This window comes from Sporosarcina pasteurii (assembly GCF_041295575.1).
GTDB classification, from domain to species: domain Bacteria; phylum Bacillota; class Bacilli; order Bacillales_A; family Planococcaceae; genus Sporosarcina; species Sporosarcina pasteurii.
In genome coordinates this window covers 2731935-2751863 of the sequence record NZ_CP160452.1, presented here as the reverse complement: position 1 = coordinate 2751863, position 19929 = coordinate 2731935, and the positions used below count along the sequence as shown (strand labels likewise).

Annotated in this window: 20 protein-coding genes; 15 read left to right on the top strand and 5 right to left on the bottom strand. The window is 38.9% G+C overall.

Features of this window, described 5'->3' with window-relative positions:
* Positions 1–138 precede the first annotated feature (138 nt).
* Both motA and motB read left to right on the top strand, forming a co-directional pair.
* Positions 139–954, top strand: a complete 816-nt coding sequence (gene motA / locus AB1H92_RS13290; protein WP_115363010.1) for a flagellar motor stator protein MotA — start codon at positions 139–141, stop codon at positions 952–954.
* Positions 938–1705 carry a flagellar motor protein MotB gene (motB, locus tag AB1H92_RS13285; protein ID WP_115363008.1) on the top strand — a complete coding sequence of 256 codons (768 nt, stop codon included), beginning with the start codon at positions 938–940 and terminating at the stop codon, positions 1703–1705. Before motA ends, motB begins: the two co-directional genes overlap by 17 nt.
* 184 nt (positions 1706–1889) lie before the next feature.
* Here motB and AB1H92_RS13280 read toward each other — a convergent pair whose 3' ends face one another.
* Together AB1H92_RS13280 and AB1H92_RS13275 are read right to left on the bottom strand one after the other, a co-directional pair.
* On the bottom strand, positions 1890–2111 hold the full coding sequence (locus AB1H92_RS13280) for a DUF1128 domain-containing protein (protein WP_115363006.1): 222 nt from the start codon (positions 2109–2111) through the stop codon (positions 1890–1892).
* 73 nt (positions 2112–2184) lie between these two features.
* On the bottom strand, positions 2185–3534 hold the full coding sequence (locus AB1H92_RS13275) for a sodium:alanine symporter family protein (protein WP_115363005.1): 1350 nt from the start codon (positions 3532–3534) through the stop codon (positions 2185–2187).
* Between the two features lie 271 nt (positions 3535–3805).
* On the opposite strand from AB1H92_RS13275, the gene AB1H92_RS13270 reads away from it, so the two are divergent.
* The 3 genes from AB1H92_RS13270 to AB1H92_RS13260 all read left to right on the top strand — a co-directional run bounded on the left by AB1H92_RS13270 (position 3806) and on the right by AB1H92_RS13260 (position 6633).
* Positions 3806–4180 carry a YtxH domain-containing protein gene (locus AB1H92_RS13270; protein ID WP_115363002.1) on the top strand — a complete coding sequence of 125 codons (375 nt, stop codon included), beginning with the start codon at positions 3806–3808 and terminating at the stop codon, positions 4178–4180.
* Between the two features lie 122 nt (positions 4181–4302).
* On the top strand, positions 4303–5220 hold the full coding sequence (locus tag AB1H92_RS13265; protein ID WP_115364162.1) for a YihY/virulence factor BrkB family protein: 918 nt from the start codon (positions 4303–4305) through the stop codon (positions 5218–5220).
* Between the two features lie 231 nt (positions 5221–5451).
* Positions 5452–6633: an MFS transporter gene (locus AB1H92_RS13260; protein ID WP_115363000.1), complete on the top strand. Its 1182-nt coding sequence runs from the start codon at positions 5452–5454 to the stop codon at positions 6631–6633.
* A 20-nt stretch (positions 6634–6653) separates the two neighbouring features.
* On the opposite strand, the gene pdaA is transcribed toward AB1H92_RS13260, so the two are convergent.
* Positions 6654–7454, bottom strand: coding sequence for a delta-lactam-biosynthetic de-N-acetylase (gene pdaA, locus AB1H92_RS13255; protein WP_115362998.1), 801 nt, complete (start codon positions 7452–7454; stop codon positions 6654–6656).
* Between the two features lie 225 nt (positions 7455–7679).
* Positions 7680–8585, bottom strand: a complete 906-nt coding sequence (locus AB1H92_RS13250) for a TIGR01777 family oxidoreductase (RefSeq protein ID WP_115362996.1) — start codon at positions 8583–8585, stop codon at positions 7680–7682.
* A gap of 95 nt (positions 8586–8680) precedes the next feature.
* Here AB1H92_RS13250 and recX point away from each other — a divergent pair, with 95 nt between their 5' ends.
* Complete coding sequence (recX, locus tag AB1H92_RS13245; protein ID WP_115362994.1) at positions 8681–9490, top strand: recombination regulator RecX; 810 nt, start codon at positions 8681–8683, stop codon at positions 9488–9490.
* Positions 9483–9812 (top strand): YfhH family protein, encoded by a 330-nt coding sequence (locus AB1H92_RS13240; protein ID WP_075526958.1) that lies wholly within the window; start codon positions 9483–9485, stop codon positions 9810–9812. Before recX ends, AB1H92_RS13240 begins: the two co-directional genes overlap by 8 nt.
* 202 nt (positions 9813–10014) lie before the next feature.
* Here AB1H92_RS13240 and AB1H92_RS13235 read toward each other — a convergent pair whose 3' ends face one another.
* The gene (locus AB1H92_RS13235; protein ID WP_115362992.1) at positions 10015–10995 is read right to left on the bottom strand and encodes a metal-dependent hydrolase; all 981 of its coding nucleotides are present in this window, start codon (positions 10993–10995) and stop codon (positions 10015–10017) included.
* A 189-nt stretch (positions 10996–11184) separates the two neighbouring features.
* Here AB1H92_RS13235 and mutY point away from each other — a divergent pair, with 189 nt between their 5' ends.
* The 8 genes from mutY to AB1H92_RS13195 all read left to right on the top strand — a co-directional run bounded on the left by mutY (position 11185) and on the right by AB1H92_RS13195 (position 19787).
* On the top strand, positions 11185–12261 hold the full coding sequence (gene mutY / locus AB1H92_RS13230) for an A/G-specific adenine glycosylase (protein WP_115362990.1): 1077 nt from the start codon (positions 11185–11187) through the stop codon (positions 12259–12261).
* Positions 12248–12994, top strand: coding sequence for an enoyl-[acyl-carrier-protein] reductase FabL (gene fabL, locus AB1H92_RS13225; protein ID WP_115364161.1), 747 nt, complete (start codon positions 12248–12250; stop codon positions 12992–12994). Before mutY ends, fabL begins: the two co-directional genes overlap by 14 nt.
* 63 nt (positions 12995–13057) lie before the next feature.
* Positions 13058–13291: a gamma-type small acid-soluble spore protein gene (locus AB1H92_RS13220; RefSeq protein WP_115362988.1), complete on the top strand. Its 234-nt coding sequence runs from the start codon at positions 13058–13060 to the stop codon at positions 13289–13291.
* A 201-nt stretch (positions 13292–13492) separates the two neighbouring features.
* The gene (locus tag AB1H92_RS13215; protein ID WP_115362986.1) at positions 13493–14038 is read left to right on the top strand and encodes a DUF402 domain-containing protein; all 546 of its coding nucleotides are present in this window, start codon (positions 13493–13495) and stop codon (positions 14036–14038) included.
* Between the two features lie 136 nt (positions 14039–14174).
* Positions 14175–15920, top strand: coding sequence for an ABC transporter ATP-binding protein (locus AB1H92_RS13210; protein WP_115362984.1), 1746 nt, complete (start codon positions 14175–14177; stop codon positions 15918–15920).
* Positions 15921–16145: 225 nt separating this feature from the next.
* Positions 16146–17165: an ABC transporter ATP-binding protein gene (locus AB1H92_RS13205; protein ID WP_115362982.1), complete on the top strand. Its 1020-nt coding sequence runs from the start codon at positions 16146–16148 to the stop codon at positions 17163–17165.
* Entirely contained in the window at positions 17140–18153 is a 1014-nt protein-coding gene (locus AB1H92_RS13200; protein WP_115362980.1) for an ABC transporter ATP-binding protein, read from the top strand. Before AB1H92_RS13205 ends, AB1H92_RS13200 begins: the two co-directional genes overlap by 26 nt.
* The gene (locus tag AB1H92_RS13195; protein ID WP_115362978.1) at positions 18150–19787 is read left to right on the top strand and encodes an ABC transporter substrate-binding protein; all 1638 of its coding nucleotides are present in this window, start codon (positions 18150–18152) and stop codon (positions 19785–19787) included. The genes AB1H92_RS13200 and AB1H92_RS13195 overlap by 4 nt, the downstream gene beginning before the upstream one ends.
* The last annotated feature ends 142 nt before the right edge of the window (positions 19788–19929 follow it).

Sequence of the window (19929 nt, the reverse complement as noted above, 5' to 3'; positions counted from 1 at the left end):
GAAAGTTGCTGTGCAACGTATATTGTGAATGAAATGTCATATTTTAAAAAGAAATATACCGAATTCGATCGACTGTTCTAAAGAATGTCGAATTTAAGCCGAAATAAAAATAAGAATGGAATATTTGGGGGGCTTCAGATGGATTTTTCAACAGTAATCGGTCTCGTAATTGGGATCGTTGCGCTTGTCGTTGGAATGGTAATGAAAGGCGTTATGCTAGAGAGTTTATTTAATATGGCGGCAGTTCTCATTATTTTTTTAGGAACTGCAGCGTCAGTCATTATTGCATTTCCGACAAGTGAATTGAAGAGAGTGCCTAAACTATTTGGGATACTTTTTAAAGAGCAAAAACTAGCATCAGATTCTGAGGTTGTCCGTATGTTTTCGAGATGGGCCGATGTGGCGCGACGTGAAGGCTTATTATCTTTAGAAGCAAAAACGGAAGATATAGATGATCCATTTTTAAAAAATGGACTTGGTCTCGCAATAGATGGGCAAAACGCGGATTATATTCGAGATGTACTGAGTGAAGAAGTGGAAGCGATGGAGGATCGACATGCTTCGGGTGCCCTCATATTTTCACAAGCCGGTACATACGCACCTACGCTCGGTGTATTAGGTGCGGTTGTAGGGCTGATTGCCGCGCTAAAGGATTTAAATGATATTAACGTATTAGGCGCAGCAGTTTCAGCAGCATTTATTGCAACGCTACTTGGGATTTTCACAGGTTATGTGCTTTGGCATCCATTTGCGAATAAACTTCGACGAAAATCGGCTGAAGAATCACGCCAAAAGATGATGATGATTGAAGGAATATTATCCGTACTTGAAGGTGAAGCTCCTCGTGTCATCGAACAGAAACTATCATCTTACCTTTCATTGGAAGAAAGACGCAAATTGGCTACAAGCGATCGGGATGAAAGGGAGGCTGGCCAAGTTGTCGAGGAGACGTAAGAGAAGAAAGAAGGATTCTGGAAAAATAGATGAATCTTGGCTATTACCTTATGCTGATTTAATGACACTGCTTTTGGCATTATTTATTGTCCTTTTTGCATCCAGTTCAATAGACGCGGAAAAATTAGAAGAGATGTCTGCCGTTTTCAATGAAATATTTGATGGCGGAAAGGGGATTATGGATCATTCTGCACCAAGTTCTGCACCAATCCCAAAAGAATATATAAGTGATCGGGAAGAGATAAACTCCTACATCGAGGATCAGAAATCTTTAGAGGGAATTCGGAACCGCGTAGATGAGTATATAGCAGTACACGAACTGGAAAATCAATTTGAAACAACAATGACAGAAGAGGGACTCCTCGTTACCATTCGGGATAGTATTTTATTTAATCCGGGAAGTGCGGCTATTAAAGAAGAATATTTGCCGCTTGCGGCTGAATTAGCGGAGTTGTTAGTATTCGATCCGCCACGACAGATTGTGATAGCAGGGCACACAGATAATGTACCGATGAATAGTGCGGAGTTTTCATCGAACTGGGATTTGAGTGTTATGCGTGCCGTTAATTTATTAAAACTGATCATGAAAAATGAACACGTAGATCCTTTATTGTTTAGTGCAAAAGGATACGGGGAATTTCAACCGATAGGTGATAATGACACAGCGGAAGGTAGAAGTAAAAATCGTCGTGTAGAAGTGTTAATTAAACCACTTATATTACAAGATGGTACGATAAATCCAATTGAATAAAACAATGATCTAGGAAGAAAAAAAGGGTATCCCATAACCGTAAGTAGAACAGCTTGGTGGCGACCCTATTTTTTTATTCCGCAGACGCTAAGCATATGTAGAAGATTAACAGCCTGTAACAGCCCGATAAATTCAACTAACACTCAGTGGGGGATGAAACCCCTCCGCTGAGTGAAGTTGTACTTTATTTACGCAATGCCCCAAGTTCGGCAGCGATTGCTTCTACTTCATTGGAACTGATGTGTTGACGTTTCATAACCATTTCATACATGAACAGTAATTCGTCATACTTTTCAGTTTTAAAACTTTCAGGTTTCATCGCATCGACGTTAGCCATACGAAGTTTTTCTTTTATTTGTTCAACTATAAATGAAATGTTCTCATAGGTAGGTTTTGTCAAGTCCATGATTCGTAGCCACCTTTCCTTAATTGCTACTAATCATTACATGATTTCTATTAGCTGTCAAATAGATTGAAAATTATTCCTTCGTAGTATTCTCTCTTTCTGCTTTTAGTTTGTCTTGGAATCGCTTTGTTTCTAAAATAATGACACCAGACAATCCAAGAAGTCCAATTAAGTTCGGAATTGCCATGAGTCCATTTAGTACATCAGCTAAAGCCCAAATGACGTCAAGCGAAGCTGTTGCACCAACCAAGATAAAGCATACGAATACGGCTCTATAACCCATAACTGCCTTTTCATTTGGAAATAGGTACTGGAAACATTTTTCCCCGTAGTAACCCCAACCAAAAATCGTCGATGTAGCAAAGAATATTAATCCGATTGCTACAATGATCGGGCCGGCTCCTCCTAGAAATGTTCCAAATGCTTCTGCTGTTAGCGCACCTGCTTGAATTGAAGTATCTTTCCACTGTCCAGACATGACAATCGTTACCCCAGTAATCGAACAAATAATTAATGTATCAAATAGAACTTGTGTCATCGAGACGAGTGCTTGACGACCAGGTAAATCTGTTTTAGCCGCTGCCGCTGCAATTGGCGCTGAACCAAGACCTGCTTCGTTGGAGAAGAGTCCACGTGCGACCCCAAAACGAATTGCTGCTCCGATCGCTCCACCTGCGGCTGCTTCTCCTGTGAAAGCAAACTTGAAAATAATCCCGAATGCTTCAGGCACCAGGTGAATGTTCATCACCATGACAATTAGACCTGCAATGATATAGAAAAGAGCCATAATTGGAACGAAAAAAGAAGTAACGCGTCCAATTACTTTTATTCCACCTAAAAGAACCATTCCAGCAATGACAAAGAGTACAACACCTGTTATCCAATGTGGAACTGAAAATGTACTCGACATAATGTCTGCTACTGCTTTGGATTGTGTCCCGTTTCCAATCCCGAACGCAGCAAGGGCGCCAAATATTGCAAATAAAACCCCTAACCACTTTTGCTTTAAGCCGTGTTCAAGATAATACATTGGCCCCCCAGCCATTTGTCCTTTTGCGTCTTTCACACGGTATTTCACTGCTAATATTGCTTCACCGTATTTCGTCGCCATCCCGAAAAATCCAGCTACCCACATCCAAAAGATTGCCCCAGGACCACCTAAGACTACCGCTGTTGCAACTCCGACAATATTACCAACTCCGACTGTTGCAGCCATTGCGGTCATTAACGCTTGGAAGTGGGAAATATCTCCTTCCGACGATTTGTCTTGGTTTTTCGAGAAGACGAGCTTTAAAGAGTACGGTAATAACCTCAGTTGAATGACACCGAGCTTAAATGTTAAAAAGATACCTGTTCCGACAAGTAAAATAAGTAAAGGCGGCCCCCATACAAACCCACCGATTCTATCGAGTAATTCTAGCATTCTTTTTCCCTCCTGTTTTCTTATTAAATTTCTATCATCTGCTCATCACTTAACTTGCCGATAATGTTTTTTGGTGAACGAAATATCTCTAGCTCGTGTCGATTTTCATATACTTCCTCCTTGATCTTCTATTTCTTGAAAACTTATTTCAATTTTACGAAAATTGAGTGAGTAGTCAAGCTTTTTTTTATGATAAGATAAATATGTTTTCTTCTGACTTGTAAAGGGTATAATGAAATCATTGAAAATGTTGAAAATTGGAGGACTTTTAATGGGAAAAAATAAATTTGGTACGTATATTGTTTTAGGTGCACTTCTTGGTGGTGCGGCAAGTTTATTAGACAGATCAACCCGTAATCAAGTAGTAGGAAAATCCAAGAAAATGTTCTCGACAGTTCGTTATTATTCACAAAATACAGATGCTTTGAAGTTAAAAATCCAAGAGAAAAAGGACAAGTACGAAACTATGTATGAGAAGTTTTCTGAGGACGCGTCCTATATAAAAGAAAAAGTTGACGAAATCAAGCAGCTTACACCTCAAGTGAAAGAGTTAGTTGTTGATACAAAAGAAGCTTTTGTTGAATCGAAAGATGAATATAAAGCAATTGTCAATGAACAAACCCAAGACGAATTAGGAAAGCACTAGACAAAGAAAGGAGTGGTAAAACGATGGAAAGGGACGTTTCAACAACTCCTAAGACCAAAAAGAAATCAGCATCATCACAACTTAAACACAAAGAACACGTTAAAAATCAAAAGGCAAAATTTATGAATGATTCCGCTGTCGGTAGATTTTTGAATGATGTGAAAGATGGCGAGCTTGACCAATTTGATGTCACAACGCTTAACGGTTTTATGAAGGAATTATTGACTAGAATTAAGAAAGTTGATGTGACTGGTCTTGCATCACAGCTCGCTTTCTTTTTTCTATTATCATTATTTCCTCTATTAATCTTTATGATTACACTGTTGCCCTATTTAAATCTTGATCAGTCTGAAATCTTTCTTTTTATAAGAGACTATGCGCCAGTAAGCGTCGCAACGCTCATTGAAAAGACATTAGGTGAAATCTTAAATAATCGTAATGGTGGATTACTTTCCTTTGGTATACTCGCAACGATTTGGTCTGCTTCTAAGGGAATGAATGCATTAACCAAGGCATTGAATCGATCCTATTTCCAGGAAGAGTCCCGGTCATTTATTATCGCACGGGGCATGTCGGTTGTGTTTACCATTATGCTAATCGCCGTACTTGTTGTAGCGCTTGTATTACCGGTATTTGGTCGACAAATTGGTGTGTTTGCCTTTTCATATTTAGGTTTAGAGGCAGGGTTTTTAAAGTTATGGACGAGTTTAAGATGGGTGATCCCGCCGATTCTCATATACTTTGTATTTTCACTTATTTACTGGATTGTGCCGAATTTGAAGTTGCACTATAAAAGTGTCATACTTGGATCTGCCTTTTCGACAATTGGATGGATTGTGACAACGTTAGGTTTTTCATTCTATGTTGGAAGTTACGGGAATTATTCCACTACTTATGGAAGTATCGGTACAATTATTGTATTAATGATGTGGCTCTATCTCTCTGCGATCATCCTTATGCTTGGTGGACAAATAAATGCTGTTATGAGTGAGAGAAAGCAAGCGCTAAACGCAAAAGAAAAAAGTAAAGCAATCGTTTGAGTTGAAGCTTTTGAACAATCAACAAGAAGACCATTTGCTAGTTCTGTCTACAGTTTAGAGTAGTCTACTAGTTACGAAGGTCTTCTTTTTTTAATGTACCTGTCTCAATAATGTGAAAACGTCGTTACGGTGATACTCAAATCCGTGTACAGGCATAAAAAAGCGCATGACTTGGCTTTCGGATATGTTAGAATGAGACAAGATTTCATCGTAACTGGGAGCGGAATATTTATGGAGATTGAAAAAACAATTAGTAAAAGTAGATTTAGTATCCTGGTCATCATTGTGGCCATTTCGGGTTTTTCGCAAGGGATGTTGTTGCCATTAATATCTGTCATTTTTGAACGTGATGGCGTGTCGAGTGCAATGAATGGCTTAAATGCAACAGGGTTATATATTGGGACATTACTCGTTTCACCGTTTATGGAAGCACCGCTTCGTCGATTTGGATATAAGCCGGTCATTGTCATAGGTGGATTGATTGTATTTATTTCTTTATGGCTTTTTCCTTTATGGAAAAGTATTGTTTTTTGGTACATACTAAGGTTACTGATTGGTATTGGGGACCATGCACTGCATTTTGCATCGCAAACTTGGGTAACAAGCTTTTCACCTACACATCGTCTAGGTCGAAATATTGCCGTATATGGTCTGTCATTTGGGCTAGGTTTTGCAGTAGGTCCCTTATTTGTTCCGCTTATCAATATTTTTGAAGGATTGCCCTTTATCATTTCAGGGTTTTTATGTATGCTCGCTTGGTCACTCGTATTTTTCTTGAAAAATGATTTTCCAGATGTCATAAAAGGTAAACAGGAAAAAGGGGGAACCATTAAGCGTTTTAAAATGACGATTGCAGTTGCTTGGCTCGCATTTTTGGGGCCGTTTGGTTACGGGTTTTTGGAGTCTTCTCTAAATGCCGTCTATCCTGTGTATGCATTAAGGAGCGGATTCGCTGAAACGTCGGTATCATTTTTACTAGCCTCATTTTCAGTGGGCGGACTCGTCTCACAGTTACCTTTAGGGATGCTTTCTGATCGAATTGGAAGAAGGGCTGTTTTTTTAATTACACTTAGTGGCGGAGCAACAGCCTTTCTAATTGCTAGTTTTTTAGAAGCATCATTAATCGGTGTGCTTGGCATGTTCTTTACAGCTGGACTATTTGTTGGTTCCATTTATTCTTTGGGGATTTCTTACATGTCTGACTTAGCACCAAAAGAGTTGTTACCGACCGGGAATTTACTTTGTGGTATTTTTTTTAGTTTGGGAAGCTTATTAGGACCTACTTTAGGCGGTTTATTTTTAGAGTTGGAAGTATCTTTCAGCTTTTTATTACTTGTGTCATTGTTTTTAGCAACACTTTTCTTTATTTCAGTCGGCGTTAGACCAAAAATAAGAGGAAAAGCGTTCAATTAGAACGCTTTTCGATAGGGGAATTAAAATACGGGGAAGATTTCTTCATATTCCATGACGAGGTCATCTAATGATTTAAATGTGTATCCTTCTTTTTGTGCATCTTGTATAAAAGAAGGGAGTGCTTCCGCATTGTCTGGAGAAACGGTATGCATCAATATAATTGCCCCCGGATGGATTTGTTTCATTAATTCACGATAAGCATAGTCTTTTCCTTTTGGTTTATCTTCATGCCAATCAACAAAAGCGACGGACCAAAAAATATGCCGATAGCCTAATTCATTTCCAACAGACAAGAGCTTCTCGTTGAAGATGCCTTTCGGCGGTCTTACGTAAATGGTCCGTTCGACTCCCGTTAGTTCTTTTAGTTTTTTGTCGAAACGTGTCCATTCATCTTCCATCCCTTTTGCAGATAAGTTCGCCATATTTGGATGGTCATAGGAATGGTTCCCAATAATATGTCCATCCGAAACCATTCTTTTTACTAATGAAGTGGCACTCGTTAAGTAATGGCCAGTTAAAAAGAAAGTTGCAGGAACGCCTTCTTTATCCAATGTATCTAAAATTGACTCTGTGTAGCCAGCTTCGTAACCGTTATCGAACGTTAAATAAAGTATCTTTTCCTCTGCATTCCCTTTATAAATAGCTCCGTGTTTGTCTAATATTTCATTAAACGGTGAGCCAGCATCTGAGGGAACCTCATCTTTTGCTTTTTTAAATCCCCAGTGCAATTCCTCTGCATTGGCGGAAAAAGGATTTATTAATATTCCGACCAAAATGATCAATATTCCCATAAGAATGCCTTGTGCGTGTTGTTTTATCATAGGAATAGCATCCTTTCTCTAGGTGTTTTCTAAAAAAAGTGATTGTAAATAAGGGGCATTTTGTGACATTCTAAGGTTATGCAATATTAGGATGCTAATAATCCAAATTCCTATACATTTATTTTTTTATTTTTAGAATGTTGGCCATTTATGTGTGCGAAATATGTATTAAACAATAAAACCGGTTCTTCATAAGTGAAGAATCGGTTTTATTGAATGTCTAGTTTAATAGTTTTTTAGCAAATTATCGAGAGCAGACTCTAATGTCGGGTACAAAAACTCAAATCGATGATCTTGAAGTTTTTGAGGTTTAACGTATTGACCTTCCAAGACGAGTTTGCTTTTTTGACCCAATACTAGTTGAAGAGCAAAAGTAGGCACAGGTAGCCAATGTGGTCGATTTAATGCAGCACCAACTGTTTCACCGAAATATTTCATTCTTTTTGGAAATGGTGCTGTAACATTAATTGGGCCGTGTAAATCCTCATTGATTATCGAAAATTCTACTGATCGAATTAAGTCATCAATATGTACCCATGACAACCATTGCTGACCAGAACCAACTGTACCGCCTGCGTATAATTTATAGGGTAAGACGATGGGCGGAAGTGCACCACCTTCTTTTCCTAGAACGACACCAAACCGCAGACAAGCAACACGTACGCCATCATTTTTAGCTGTTAAAGCAAGTTGTTCCCAGTCATGAACAGTTCTTCCTAGAAAATCGTTTGCGATTGCTTTGGTGTTTTCAGTATATATGGTTGTTTCAGATGTAGGATAAATACCAATTGCACTTGCATTAATAAGCGTAAATGGTTTTTGAGGCATTTGTTGAATGATGCGTAATAGTTCTTGTGTTGCAGTCATTCGACTTTCGTAGATCTCTTTTTGATGTGCGGTTGTCCAACTACCTTTATTAATGGATACACCGGCCAGATTAATGAAAACATCTGCATATCCAATTTCATTTTCAGGATTGTTTTCTAGTTGTAGCCATTGTACATAATTAAACTTTGAATCTTGTTCTTTTTTATTTCGTGACAAAATCATCACTTCATGTCCACGTTGTACTAAGTATTCAGTGAGTTTTTGCCCAATAAAGCCAGAGCCGCCAGCAATCACAATTTTCATCATAACCCCTCCAATTAAATGATTGGAAAAACTGTTCGGATGAATCGCTTTCAAAGAACATGTATACTAAATGAAAGAACAGGAGGTAATTAGGTATGCCTGTTATTACTAAGATAACACAACAAAAAAGGGATTCCGAAAGATATAATATTTTTTTAGATGAAAAATATGCATTTAGTGTCCATGAATCAGTACTTGTGAAATTTGGTTTGACAAAAGGAATGACGCTTGAAGATTGGTCAGTCGACGACATGGTGTATGAAGATGAAATTCAAAAAGCCTTTAACCGAGCACTTCATTATTTAGGCTTTAGAATGCGAAGTGAACATGAAGTTAAACAGAAACTTTTAGAGTTAGGGTACGGGGAAGCGGTCATTATGGAAGCGATTGTAAAGCTTCGTAACTTAGGCTTTTTAAATGATAAAACCTTTTCTAAGGCTTTATTGGAAACACAAAAAAATACATCTGGACAAGGGCCAAGAGCGATTCAGCAAAGACTTCAACAAAAAGGAATCGATAAAGAGCTGCAAGAAAAAGTGCTTAATGAATACTCAGAGTCGGAACAGATAGAGGTTGCTAGAAAGATGGCCGAAAAAGAAGCGAGACGAAACCGAACTGAGTCTCCGCAACAAAAAGAAAGGCGCATTCAAAATTCTCTTTTACGAAAAGGGTATTCCTATGACATTATTAAAGATGCTCTCTCGTCTATTGAATTTGAAATAGATGAGGAAGAGTGGGATGAAGTGACGACTTCTATTGGTGAAAAAGCTTGGCGTCGATATAGTTCTAGATATAGCGGAAACGAATTACATCAACGTGTCAAACGGTCTATGTATCAAAAAGGTATTCCGTTTGATAAAATTGATATGTTTATAGAACAAAAGGAGCTCGAAGAAAATGACTGAGAAGCATTATAGTGATATGACCGAACATGAATTAAGAACAGAAATCGCGAACTTACGTGAAAAGGCTCGAAAAGCGGAGCAACTAGGAATTATTAACGAATTTGCAGTGTATCAGAGAAAAATGGTCATGGTCGAATCCTATTTAATCGATCCAAGTACAATAGAACCTGGCGAGATTTACCGTATTGAGGGTGATGAGGGGATGTATTTCCAAGTCGATTATTTAAAAGGTCGTTTCGCTTGGGGGCATCGTCTCGGTGGAAAGCTTGCCGAGGAAGCCTTGCCGATATCCATGTTGAAGTCTGTAAAAACGGGGAAGTAATTACAGAGTAGGTGAAGGAAAGCTATGGATGATGACGTATCCATAGCTTTTCGCATCTACCGGGCACCTTCAGCCTTTCATTAGATCCAGCTTCAGGTGCCAGATACTCGAGTCATAAGCCAATACGACTACGTGGCAAAGTTCGCCACTTCGTCGTCTCGTCTTATGCTTGTCGTATCTACCCGGCACCTTCAGCTTTTCATTAGTAAGGTATAAAGTTTAGTTTTTTCTTTAGTTTTGCCTCGGAGAAAATCCACCCAGTATATGAATTGACGACATTTAATTCTTCATCGATATGGGCGACTGCGACAAATGGGTAATAGTCATTGCTACGGTATCGTAAATCGATTAAACGTACTTCATATATATCTTGGATCTTTGTAATTTCCCATCTGTATATCGGTGAAAACTCGGTGAATGCTTTTACGTTGCTATCTTGCATGGCTGCCTCGACCTCGGGTAAGTCTGGTATTGGGTCCCGTGTAAATCGGTCATAAATCGTAATGGCTCGTCCATAGGCACGTCCAACGTAATGACATGTTTCGGAAGAGGCGACGATTCTCCATTGAAAAAATCGAATCGTTGGAGAAATAATAATTTCCGTAGCATCGGGCAATGTGTTGGCCACTGCATGCTTCACTGCAGCTTTTACTGCAAAGCGGAGTAAATAGTAAAAGAAAATAATCGTATAGAGTATAGTGAAAACTAGAAGTGGATTAATCCCAAAACTCCATATTCCGATCGCCAACACATGCAAAACAAAAATATTAGGATCAAACGTATTAATCACGCCTATCGCAACCCATTTTTGGGAAAATGGGCGTAATGCTTGCGTCCCGTAGGCATTAAAAATATCTACAAATACATGAAGGAACACGGCAAGAAGTGTCCAAGCCCACACATGTAAAAAATTAGCACTAGGCATGAAAAGTGACAATAAAATTGTGAGTACAAGTGGCCAAAGGAGAACTGCTGGTATGGAGTGTGTAATTCCTCGATGATGGCGAATGTATACCGCATTATTTCGCAATTTTAATACCGTATCAATATCTGGAATTAAAGAACCAATCATAATCCCTCCAATTGCGGCATGCATTGTTGCTGTTTCAGAGGCTATGACGGGATCCGCTAATGCAATCCCACTTATCGCCACGCCCATAACGATGTGAGTACCGGTATCCAAAAAATCATCTCCTTTTGTTTGGAAGAAGACAGTTAATTCTTTTCCTCACAGTTTTTAAAAACATAAGAACCTATATTATATGATATACCCTTTTTCGATTACGAAGAAACGAAAAGGTCCAGGTTTCGACACCGTTTGACAATAAAAGTTTATCAAAAATTGTATACAGTTATGCTAAAGGAGAAAAATATGCACATCTTAGAAAACAAAGAAGGATTCCGCCACTCTCTACTTCATTGGTATCGAACTGAAAAGAGAGATTTACCATGGCGTAGAACGTCAAATCCCTATTATATTTGGGTGTCCGAGGTCATGCTGCAACAAACCCGAGTTGATACTGTGATTCCTTATTATGAACGTTTTATTGCAAAATATCCAACGATGGAAAAGCTCGCAGAAGCAGAAGAAAATGAATTATTAAAAATGTGGGAAGGCCTCGGTTATTACTCGCGCGCAAGAAATCTACAAGCAGGTGTGCGGGAAGTTGTGGCGAACTACGAAGGGAACGTTCCAACAAATCGTAAAGAAATATCCACATTAAAAGGAGTCGGTCCTTATACAGCAGGTGCTGTTTTAAGCATCGCATTTGGCATTCCGGAACATGCGGTAGATGGAAATGTTATGCGCGTTTTATCTAGAATATTGCTAATCGAAGAAGATATTACGATTCCACGTACGAAACGAATCTTCGAAGATGTTGTGATGGATCTTATTGATAAACAAGATCCTAGCTCTTTCAACCAAGGTTTAATGGAACTCGGCGCAACAATTTGTACACCAAAACCAAAGTGTTTACTTTGTCCAGTTCGAGAATATTGCCAAGCTTATGATGAAGGAAGACAAGAGGAATTACCTGTACGAACAAGAAAAAAACGTGGAAAGGTAATTCCAGTTGCAATCTTTTCAGTACAAAATGAACAAGGTGAATGGTTACTACGACAACGTCCGGAAAATGGGTTGTTAGCAAATCTTTGGGAGTTTCCGATGGTAGAATTAACGACGAATGAATCTGCTGAGGAAACTTTATTTAAGCAACTTGGATTAAAAGTTGATGCAGTTTCTGATATTATGTCATTTAAACACATTTTCACCCATTTAACATGGGAGGTAAAGAGCTATTGTGCGGTTTTGAAAAATGGTAAACGTGTACCAGATGGATACAAGTTTTTCACAGCTACAGAAGTAGAGGAGCTACCAAAGCCAGTACCAGTTGTAAAAGTGTGGGATATGATAAACGGGGGAGAGAATGAAAATGACAAAAAGTAAAGTTGCGCTTGTAACAGGAAGTTCTAGAGGATTAGGAAAAGCAATTGCACTCGAACTTGCAAAAAATGGATACGACATCGTTGTGAATTATGCGCGTAGTAGATCGGCAGCGGAAGAAACTGCAAAAGAAATTGAAGCACTTGGACAAAAGGCGCTTATTATCCGTTCAAACGTTGGCGATGTGAAGAAGTTAAGAGTGATGTATGAAGAGATTAAACAAGAGTTTGGTCGACTTGATGTATTTATTTCTAATGCGGCTTCAGGCGTTTTACGACCAATTATGGAATTAGAAGAATCTCATTGGGATTGGACGATGAATATTAATGCCAAAGGAATGTTATTCGGGGCACAAGAAGCAGCAAAGTTAATGGATAACGGTGGAAAAATTATTGGCATTAGTTCGCTCGGTTCCATTCGCTATTTAGAGAACTACACGACAGTTGGGGTTTCAAAAGCTGCAATTGAATCATTAACACGTTATTTAGCCGTTGAACTTGCACCAATGGGAATTGCAGTAAATACTGTTTCTGGCGGCGCATTAGACACGGATGCATTAAAACATTTTCCAAATCGTGAAGAGTTATTAGAAGATGCACGTATCAATACACCAGCAGGAAGAATGGTCAAAATTAATGATATGGTTCAAACTGTGATGTTCCTTGCTTCAGATGACGCCAATATGATTCGAGGACAAACGATTATTGTGGATGGCGGACGTTCATTAACATTGTAAAAGTTTCCAGTGAATAAATAGTCCTTATGTGCACATGATAGTTAGCACGGAGGTGAATATCCATTGACAAACAATCGACAACCGAATCAAACAGACGTTCAACAAGTTCGTCAACAGAATCAACAGTCTATGCAGAAGCAAGGAATGCAAGGACAACAATTCCAAACCAACATGGCAGAGGAATTTGGTTCTGAAACTGATGTGAACCATGTGAAACAACAAAACCAACAATCTGAAGCGAACAAGCATAAAGCTTCAGGTCAACGTGCCAATCAGTTTGAAAACGGTTCTAGATAAGTAAGTGGATGTACACACCGGCTGGCAGAAGCATTAGGCTTCTGCCAGTTTTTTTATCAGTGGTGGCTTGTAAAAGCTTCCGTCTACTATAAGGCATCTAATTAAAATACATAATCCATTTAACTTTATCTAGAAAATTGCTATACTAAGGAGATAAAAATGAACGTATAAATTTTTAGGCAACTAAAAGGTGGGTTAAAGATGACAATTCCTAAGGAAGGGGAAAAGATACAAATACATAGTTACAAACATAACGGCAATATTCACCGTGTGTGGCAAGAAACGACCGTATTAAAAGGCACGAGAAATATTGTTATCGGTGCAAATGACCGAACGTTGGTGACAGAATCAGATGGAAGAACTTGGATTACGCGAGAGCCGTCAATTTGTTATTTCCATGCTGAACATTGGTTTAATATTATTTGTATGTTGCGCGAAGATGGTGTTTATTATTATGTGAATATAAGTTCGCCATTCGTTTATAATAACAAAACGTTAAAGTACATAGATTACGATCTGGATGTAAAAGTTTTTCCAGACATGGGATATATGATATTAGACGAAGATGAATACAAGCTGCATAAAAAGCAAATGAACTATCCAGAAGTAATTGATCAAATTCTGCATAATAATCTTGATAAATTACTCGGTTGGATAAAACAACGAAGGGGACCGTTTGCATCTGATTTTATAGAAGCATGGACAGCCCGCTATGAGTTTCATAAATCAGTACAAGAGGAAAAGTAAGGCACTACATGGTATGTAGGCTTGATATTTAAATATGAATTTCATGTGATTTTGTAATCCTTCTTCAATGATCTAGCGTATATTTCACGAATAGAGTGGAAGGCGGCGACTTCTTTTTGAAATAGGAGGAACGAATTTGGGAAATAGTATTAAACGATATTTAAAATTTGTAAAGCCATATAAGTGGTTAATTGCGTTGACAATTGTAATTGGGATCATTAAATTTGCAATTCCTCTTTTTATGCCACTTTTAATAAAAATTGTGATAGATGATATAGTAGGTTCGACAACATTAACCGCGAAAGAGGCAACACGACAATTATTTTACTGGATTGGCGGAACGATGTTACTATTCTTTATTGTTCGTCCTCCAGTCGAATATTATAGACAATATTATGCGCAATATGTGAGCAATAAAATTTTATACGATATACGTCAAAATTTGTATCATCATCTACAGAAATTAAGCCTTAGCTATTATTCAAATACCCGCGCAGGAGAAGTGATCTCTAGAGTTATTAATGACGTTGAGCAAACAAGAAATTTCGTTATGATTGGCCTTATGAACGTTTGGTTAGACATTGCCACAATTCTTATCGCCGTAGGGATTATGTTAACGATGGATATTCCACTAACAATTGTAACGTTATTAGCATTTCCGTTTTATGGCTATAGTGTAAAACACTTCTTCGGGAAACTACGTTTGCTGACCCGAAAACGTTCGCAAGCTTTGGCGGACGTACAAAGTTATTTACATGAACGTATCTCTGGTGTCAGTGTCATCAAAAGTTTTGCATTGGAAGATGTGGAACGAGAACGGTTTGATGAAACAAATGGAAAATTCCTAGAAAAAGCAATTGACCATACAAAATGGAATGCAAAAGCTTTTGCAGTTGTAAATACAATAACGGACGTTGCACCTCTATTGGTCCTCGGTTACGCAGGCTATCAAGTAATTAACGGGAATTTGTCAGTTGGAACGATGGTGGCGTTCATTGCATTCATTGAACGAGTATACAGTCCGCTTAGAAGACTCGTAAACTCATCAACAGCCCTTACACAATCATTTGCATCGATGGATCGTGTATTGGAACTAATGGAAGAAAAATATGATATTGTCGATAAGAAAAATGCCAAAACATTACCACCGATTAAAGGGAAAGTTGAATTTGAAAATGTCAGCTTTGCTTATGAAAAAGACGGGGAACATGTATTGAAGAATGTACGATTCCAAGTGCAACCTGGCGAAACAGTCGCTTTTGTCGGCATGAGCGGCGGTGGGAAGTCCACGATTGTTGGCCTCATACCACGTTTTCACGATGTAACCGATGGAGCAGTTCTCATTGATGGTCACGATATAAGAGATGTACAAATAAATTCAATACGAGATCAAATTGGCATCGTATTACAAGATAATATTTTATTTAGCGATTCCGTGAAAAGCAATATTTTAATGGGAAAGCCCGATGCAACTGACGAAGAAGTAATAGCGGCAGCCATTGCAGCAAATGCACATGACTTTATACAAGAACTTCCAGAGGGATATGAAACGACAGTGGGAGAACGGGGTGTAAAGCTCTCAGGCGGACAAAAACAGAGAATCGCGATTGCCCGAGTTTTCCTGAAAAATCCACCTCTACTCATTTTAGATGAAGCAACTTCTGCGCTCGATTTAGAAAGTGAAGCACTCATTCAAGAATCTCTTGAGAGACTGGCTAAAGATCGGACAACATTGATTGTTGCGCATCGATTATCTACCATTACACATGCAGATAAAATATTTGTTATAGACGATGGAGAAGTAAAAGAAATGGGAACTCATGAAGAATTAATGGCTCAAAGAAGTATTTATTATGAATTGTTCCAAATACAACATGTTTAAAGTTAAAACACGCGCTCTGCTAGGACTAGTAGAGCGCGTGTTTTTTAAATTCCTAATTAACTCATCAAGACTCCCTAGGTTGTAATCTTCCTTAACTTGCAGACTATAACATTCCTACTCAATGAAAAAATCCTTTAAAATAGTATCCTAGCAAAAATGATGTTGCATTTTTCCGAACACTCCGTATAATTATATTACAAAGATAAGTCGGAAAAGGGTGAAAAGATGGGGAGTCGTAAAATCATTTTAGGTGTAAAAAATCTACAAACGACCTTTTTCACAGATTCGGGAGAAGTACCAGCTGTCGATCATATTAATTTTCATGTGAAAGAAGGTGAGGTGCTCGGGATTGTCGGTGAATCCGGTTGCGGAAAAAGCGTAACTTCGCTTTCTATAATGGGGTTAGTCCCAAATCCTCCGGGAAAAATAGTGGGCGGAGAAATACGATTTGAAGATAAAGATTTATTGAAAATGACTGAGCGGCAAATGCGTCAAGTACGCGGCAATGAGATTGCAATGATTTTCCAAGAACCGATGACGTCGTTAAATCCACTGTTTACAATTGGTAGTCAGATGGTAGAAGCCATTTTAATTCATGAAAAGAAAATGTCTAAAAAGCAAGCGCATAAAAGAGCTATAGATATGTTGAAGCTTGTCGGACTTCCGCGAGCGAATGATTTGATGAAAGAATATCCTCATCAACTATCAGGTGGGATGCGACAACGTGTCATGATTGCAATGGCACTCGTATGTGATCCGAGAGTTTTGATTGCAGATGAGCCGACGACTGCATTAGATGTAACCATCCAAGCGCAAATTTTGAAGTTAATGAAAGAGTTGAATACAAGATTAAATACAGCAGTATTGCTCATTACCCATGATCTTGGGGTCGTAGCGGAAACGTGTGAACGAGTAATCGTTATGTATGCTGGTCAAATTATTGAAGAAGCACCTGTGAAAACGATATTTGAAAATCCTCAACATCCTTATACGAAGGGACTTATTCAATCTGTACCAGATATGAGGTATAAGAAAGAACGACTTTATTCAATTGCGGGAAATGTACCGATTCCAGGAACAGTAAAGCAAGGGTGTCGATTTGCGGCGCGGTGTGAATTTGCATTTGACCGATGTCTCAGCGAAAATCCTGAACTCTATGAAACGTCCGTTGTACAAAAAACACGGTGTTTCTTGTATGACGAAAAAGGAGTGAAGGCGGATGACGAAGCCCTTATTAAAAGTTAAAGGCTTAAAAAAATATTTCCCTGTGAAAAAAGGTTTGCTAGGTAGAACGGTCGGCCACGTAAAGGCAGTTGATGATGTTTCATTTCACGTCAATGAAGGGGAAACGTTAGGGATTGTAGGGGAATCAGGTTGTGGTAAATCTACAACAGGTCGTATGCTGATGCGATTGCTTGAACCTACTGAGGGCAGTGTCGAATTTAATGGTAAGGAATTGACGACACTGTCAGCGGATGAAATGAGGAAAACGCGACGCGATATTCAAATGGTGTTTCAAGATCCTTATGCATCCTTAAATCCGCGCCATACAATCGAAAGAATATTAAGTGAGCCGCTACTCGTTCATGGTGTCAAAGATCCGAAAGAACGAAGAGAAAAAGTGCATAGATTTCTTGAGGTTGTTGGATTAAGTGCCTACCATGCAAGGCGTTATCCACATCAGTTTAGTGGAGGGCAGCGGCAAAGGATAGGCATTGCCCGGGCTTTGATGACAAATCCAAAATTGATTATTGCTGATGAACCTGTTTCTGCACTAGATGTATCGATTCAAGCGCAAGTTTTGAATCTTATGCAAGATTTGCAGAAAGAATTTAATTTAACGTATATTTTCATTGCCCATGACTTAGGGGTCGTTCGCCATATTAGCGATAGGGTCGGTGTGATGTATTTAGGAAAAATGGTTGAAGTGGCGGAAAGTGAACAACTATACGCGAAGCCATTACATCCGTATACGCAGGCGTTGTTATCCGCAGTTCCTGTTCCAGATCCCGAGCATCAGAAGCGAGAAGTTTTACTAGAAGGGGATATGCCCAATCCTGCAAATCCACCGACCGGTTGTACATTTCATACGAGATGTCCATTTAAAATGGATATCTGCGGACAAGTCGTTCCGCAGTTGGTTAATTTGGGAGAAGGTCATTCTGTTGCTTGCCATTTATACAACGAGGAAAGCGACAATGATATAAAAGAGAAAGAGGGGGTTATTACATGAGAAAAGGTAAAGTTTGGTCTTTAGCAATCATGTTGCTACTTGTCTTTTCGACAGTTCTTGCTGCATGTTCTGGGGGAGATAATGAGAGCGGGGAGAAGGACAAAGGAAAGAATACTTCAGAGCAATCTAGTTCAGGAAGTGGTGAAACGTTAGTATTTGGTCGAGGTGGGGATTCGACTTCATTAGACCCGTCAAGAACGACAGAGGGAGAAACATTTAAAGTAACGATTAACCTTTTTGAAACATTATTAACTTTTGAAGATGAGGGGACAGCTGTTGAACCAGGACTTGCGAAGTCTTGGGAGCCATCTGAAGACGGATTAACGTATACATTTGAACTTCAAGAAGGCGTTAAGTTCCACGATGGTACTGATTTTAATGCGGAAGCTGTTGTGAAAAACTTTGAGCGTTGGGCTTCAGGAGATGCGGAAAAGTTCCCATACTATAACTCTATGTTTGGTGGATTTGAAGGTGACGAAGGGCATGTCATTGAATCAGTTACTGCAGAAGGTGAGCATACGGTCGTCATCAAATTAACGCGTCCACAAGCTCCTTTCTTGAAAAACCTTGCAATGGACATGTTCGCAATTGCGAGTCCAACAGCGATTGAAGAACAAGGTGACGATGATTTTGAACGAAATCCAGTCGGAACAGGTCCATTCAAATTTGTTGAGTGGAAACCAAATGATTCCATTACAATAGAGCGTTTCGATGATTATTGGCAAGAGGATTTTCCTAAGTTAGAAAAAGTTATTTTCCGTTCTATTCCAGATAACGCTGCTAGATTGAATGCGTTAATGGCAGGAGAGATTGACTTAGCGGATGGTATTAACCCTTCTGACGGTGCGTCAATCGAAGGCAATCCAGATTTACAGTTATTTGAACGTCCATCTATGAACGTTGGTTATTTAGGATTAACAGTTACACGTGAACCGTTTGACAACAAACTTGTACGACAAGCAATGAACCATGCAATTGATAAACAATCGATCATCGATGCATTTTTTGAAGGGCGCGCAGATATTGCAGTTAACCCGATGCCGCCATCCGTTTCAGGCTATAACGATGAGATTGAAGGGTATGAATACAATCCAGAAAAAGCTAAAGAACTTTTAGAAGAGGCTGGATATGGTGATGGATTTGAAATGGAACTATGGGCAATGCCTGTACCACGTCCTTACATGCCAGACGGCGAGAAAGTTGCAGAAGTGATTCAGAAAAACTTAGCTGACATTGGTATTACAGCGAAAATTGTGTCACACGAATGGGCAACTTATTTAGAGCTTGCAAGTAAAGGTGACGCTGATGCATTTATGCTTGGATGGACTGGAGATAATGGTGACCCAGATAACTTCCTATACGTTCTTCTAGATGAAGATAATATCGGAAGTAATAACTACACGTATTTCAAAAACGATGAAACCCACGAGTTATTTATTGAAGCACAAACAGAAGTTGATGAAGAGAAGCGTATTGAGCTTTATAAAAAAGCACAAGAAATTCTTCATGAAGAAGCACCATGGGTACCACTTGCACACTCAATTCCACTATTAGCAGGGTCGAAAGATATTACAGGATTCTTACCTCATCCAACAGGGTCAGATTTACTTTCAAATGTTGACATTGAAAGATAAGCGTGAGAAGAAAAGTGTCAGGTAGAATAATTTATAAGATTGTCTAAAAACGTTCTAGAATTAGGATTCTCTAGTAATGGAGAAGGGGAGAAGTCTGCTAGATTTCTCCCCTTTTTTTATTAGGCACTTTGGTATATAGGAA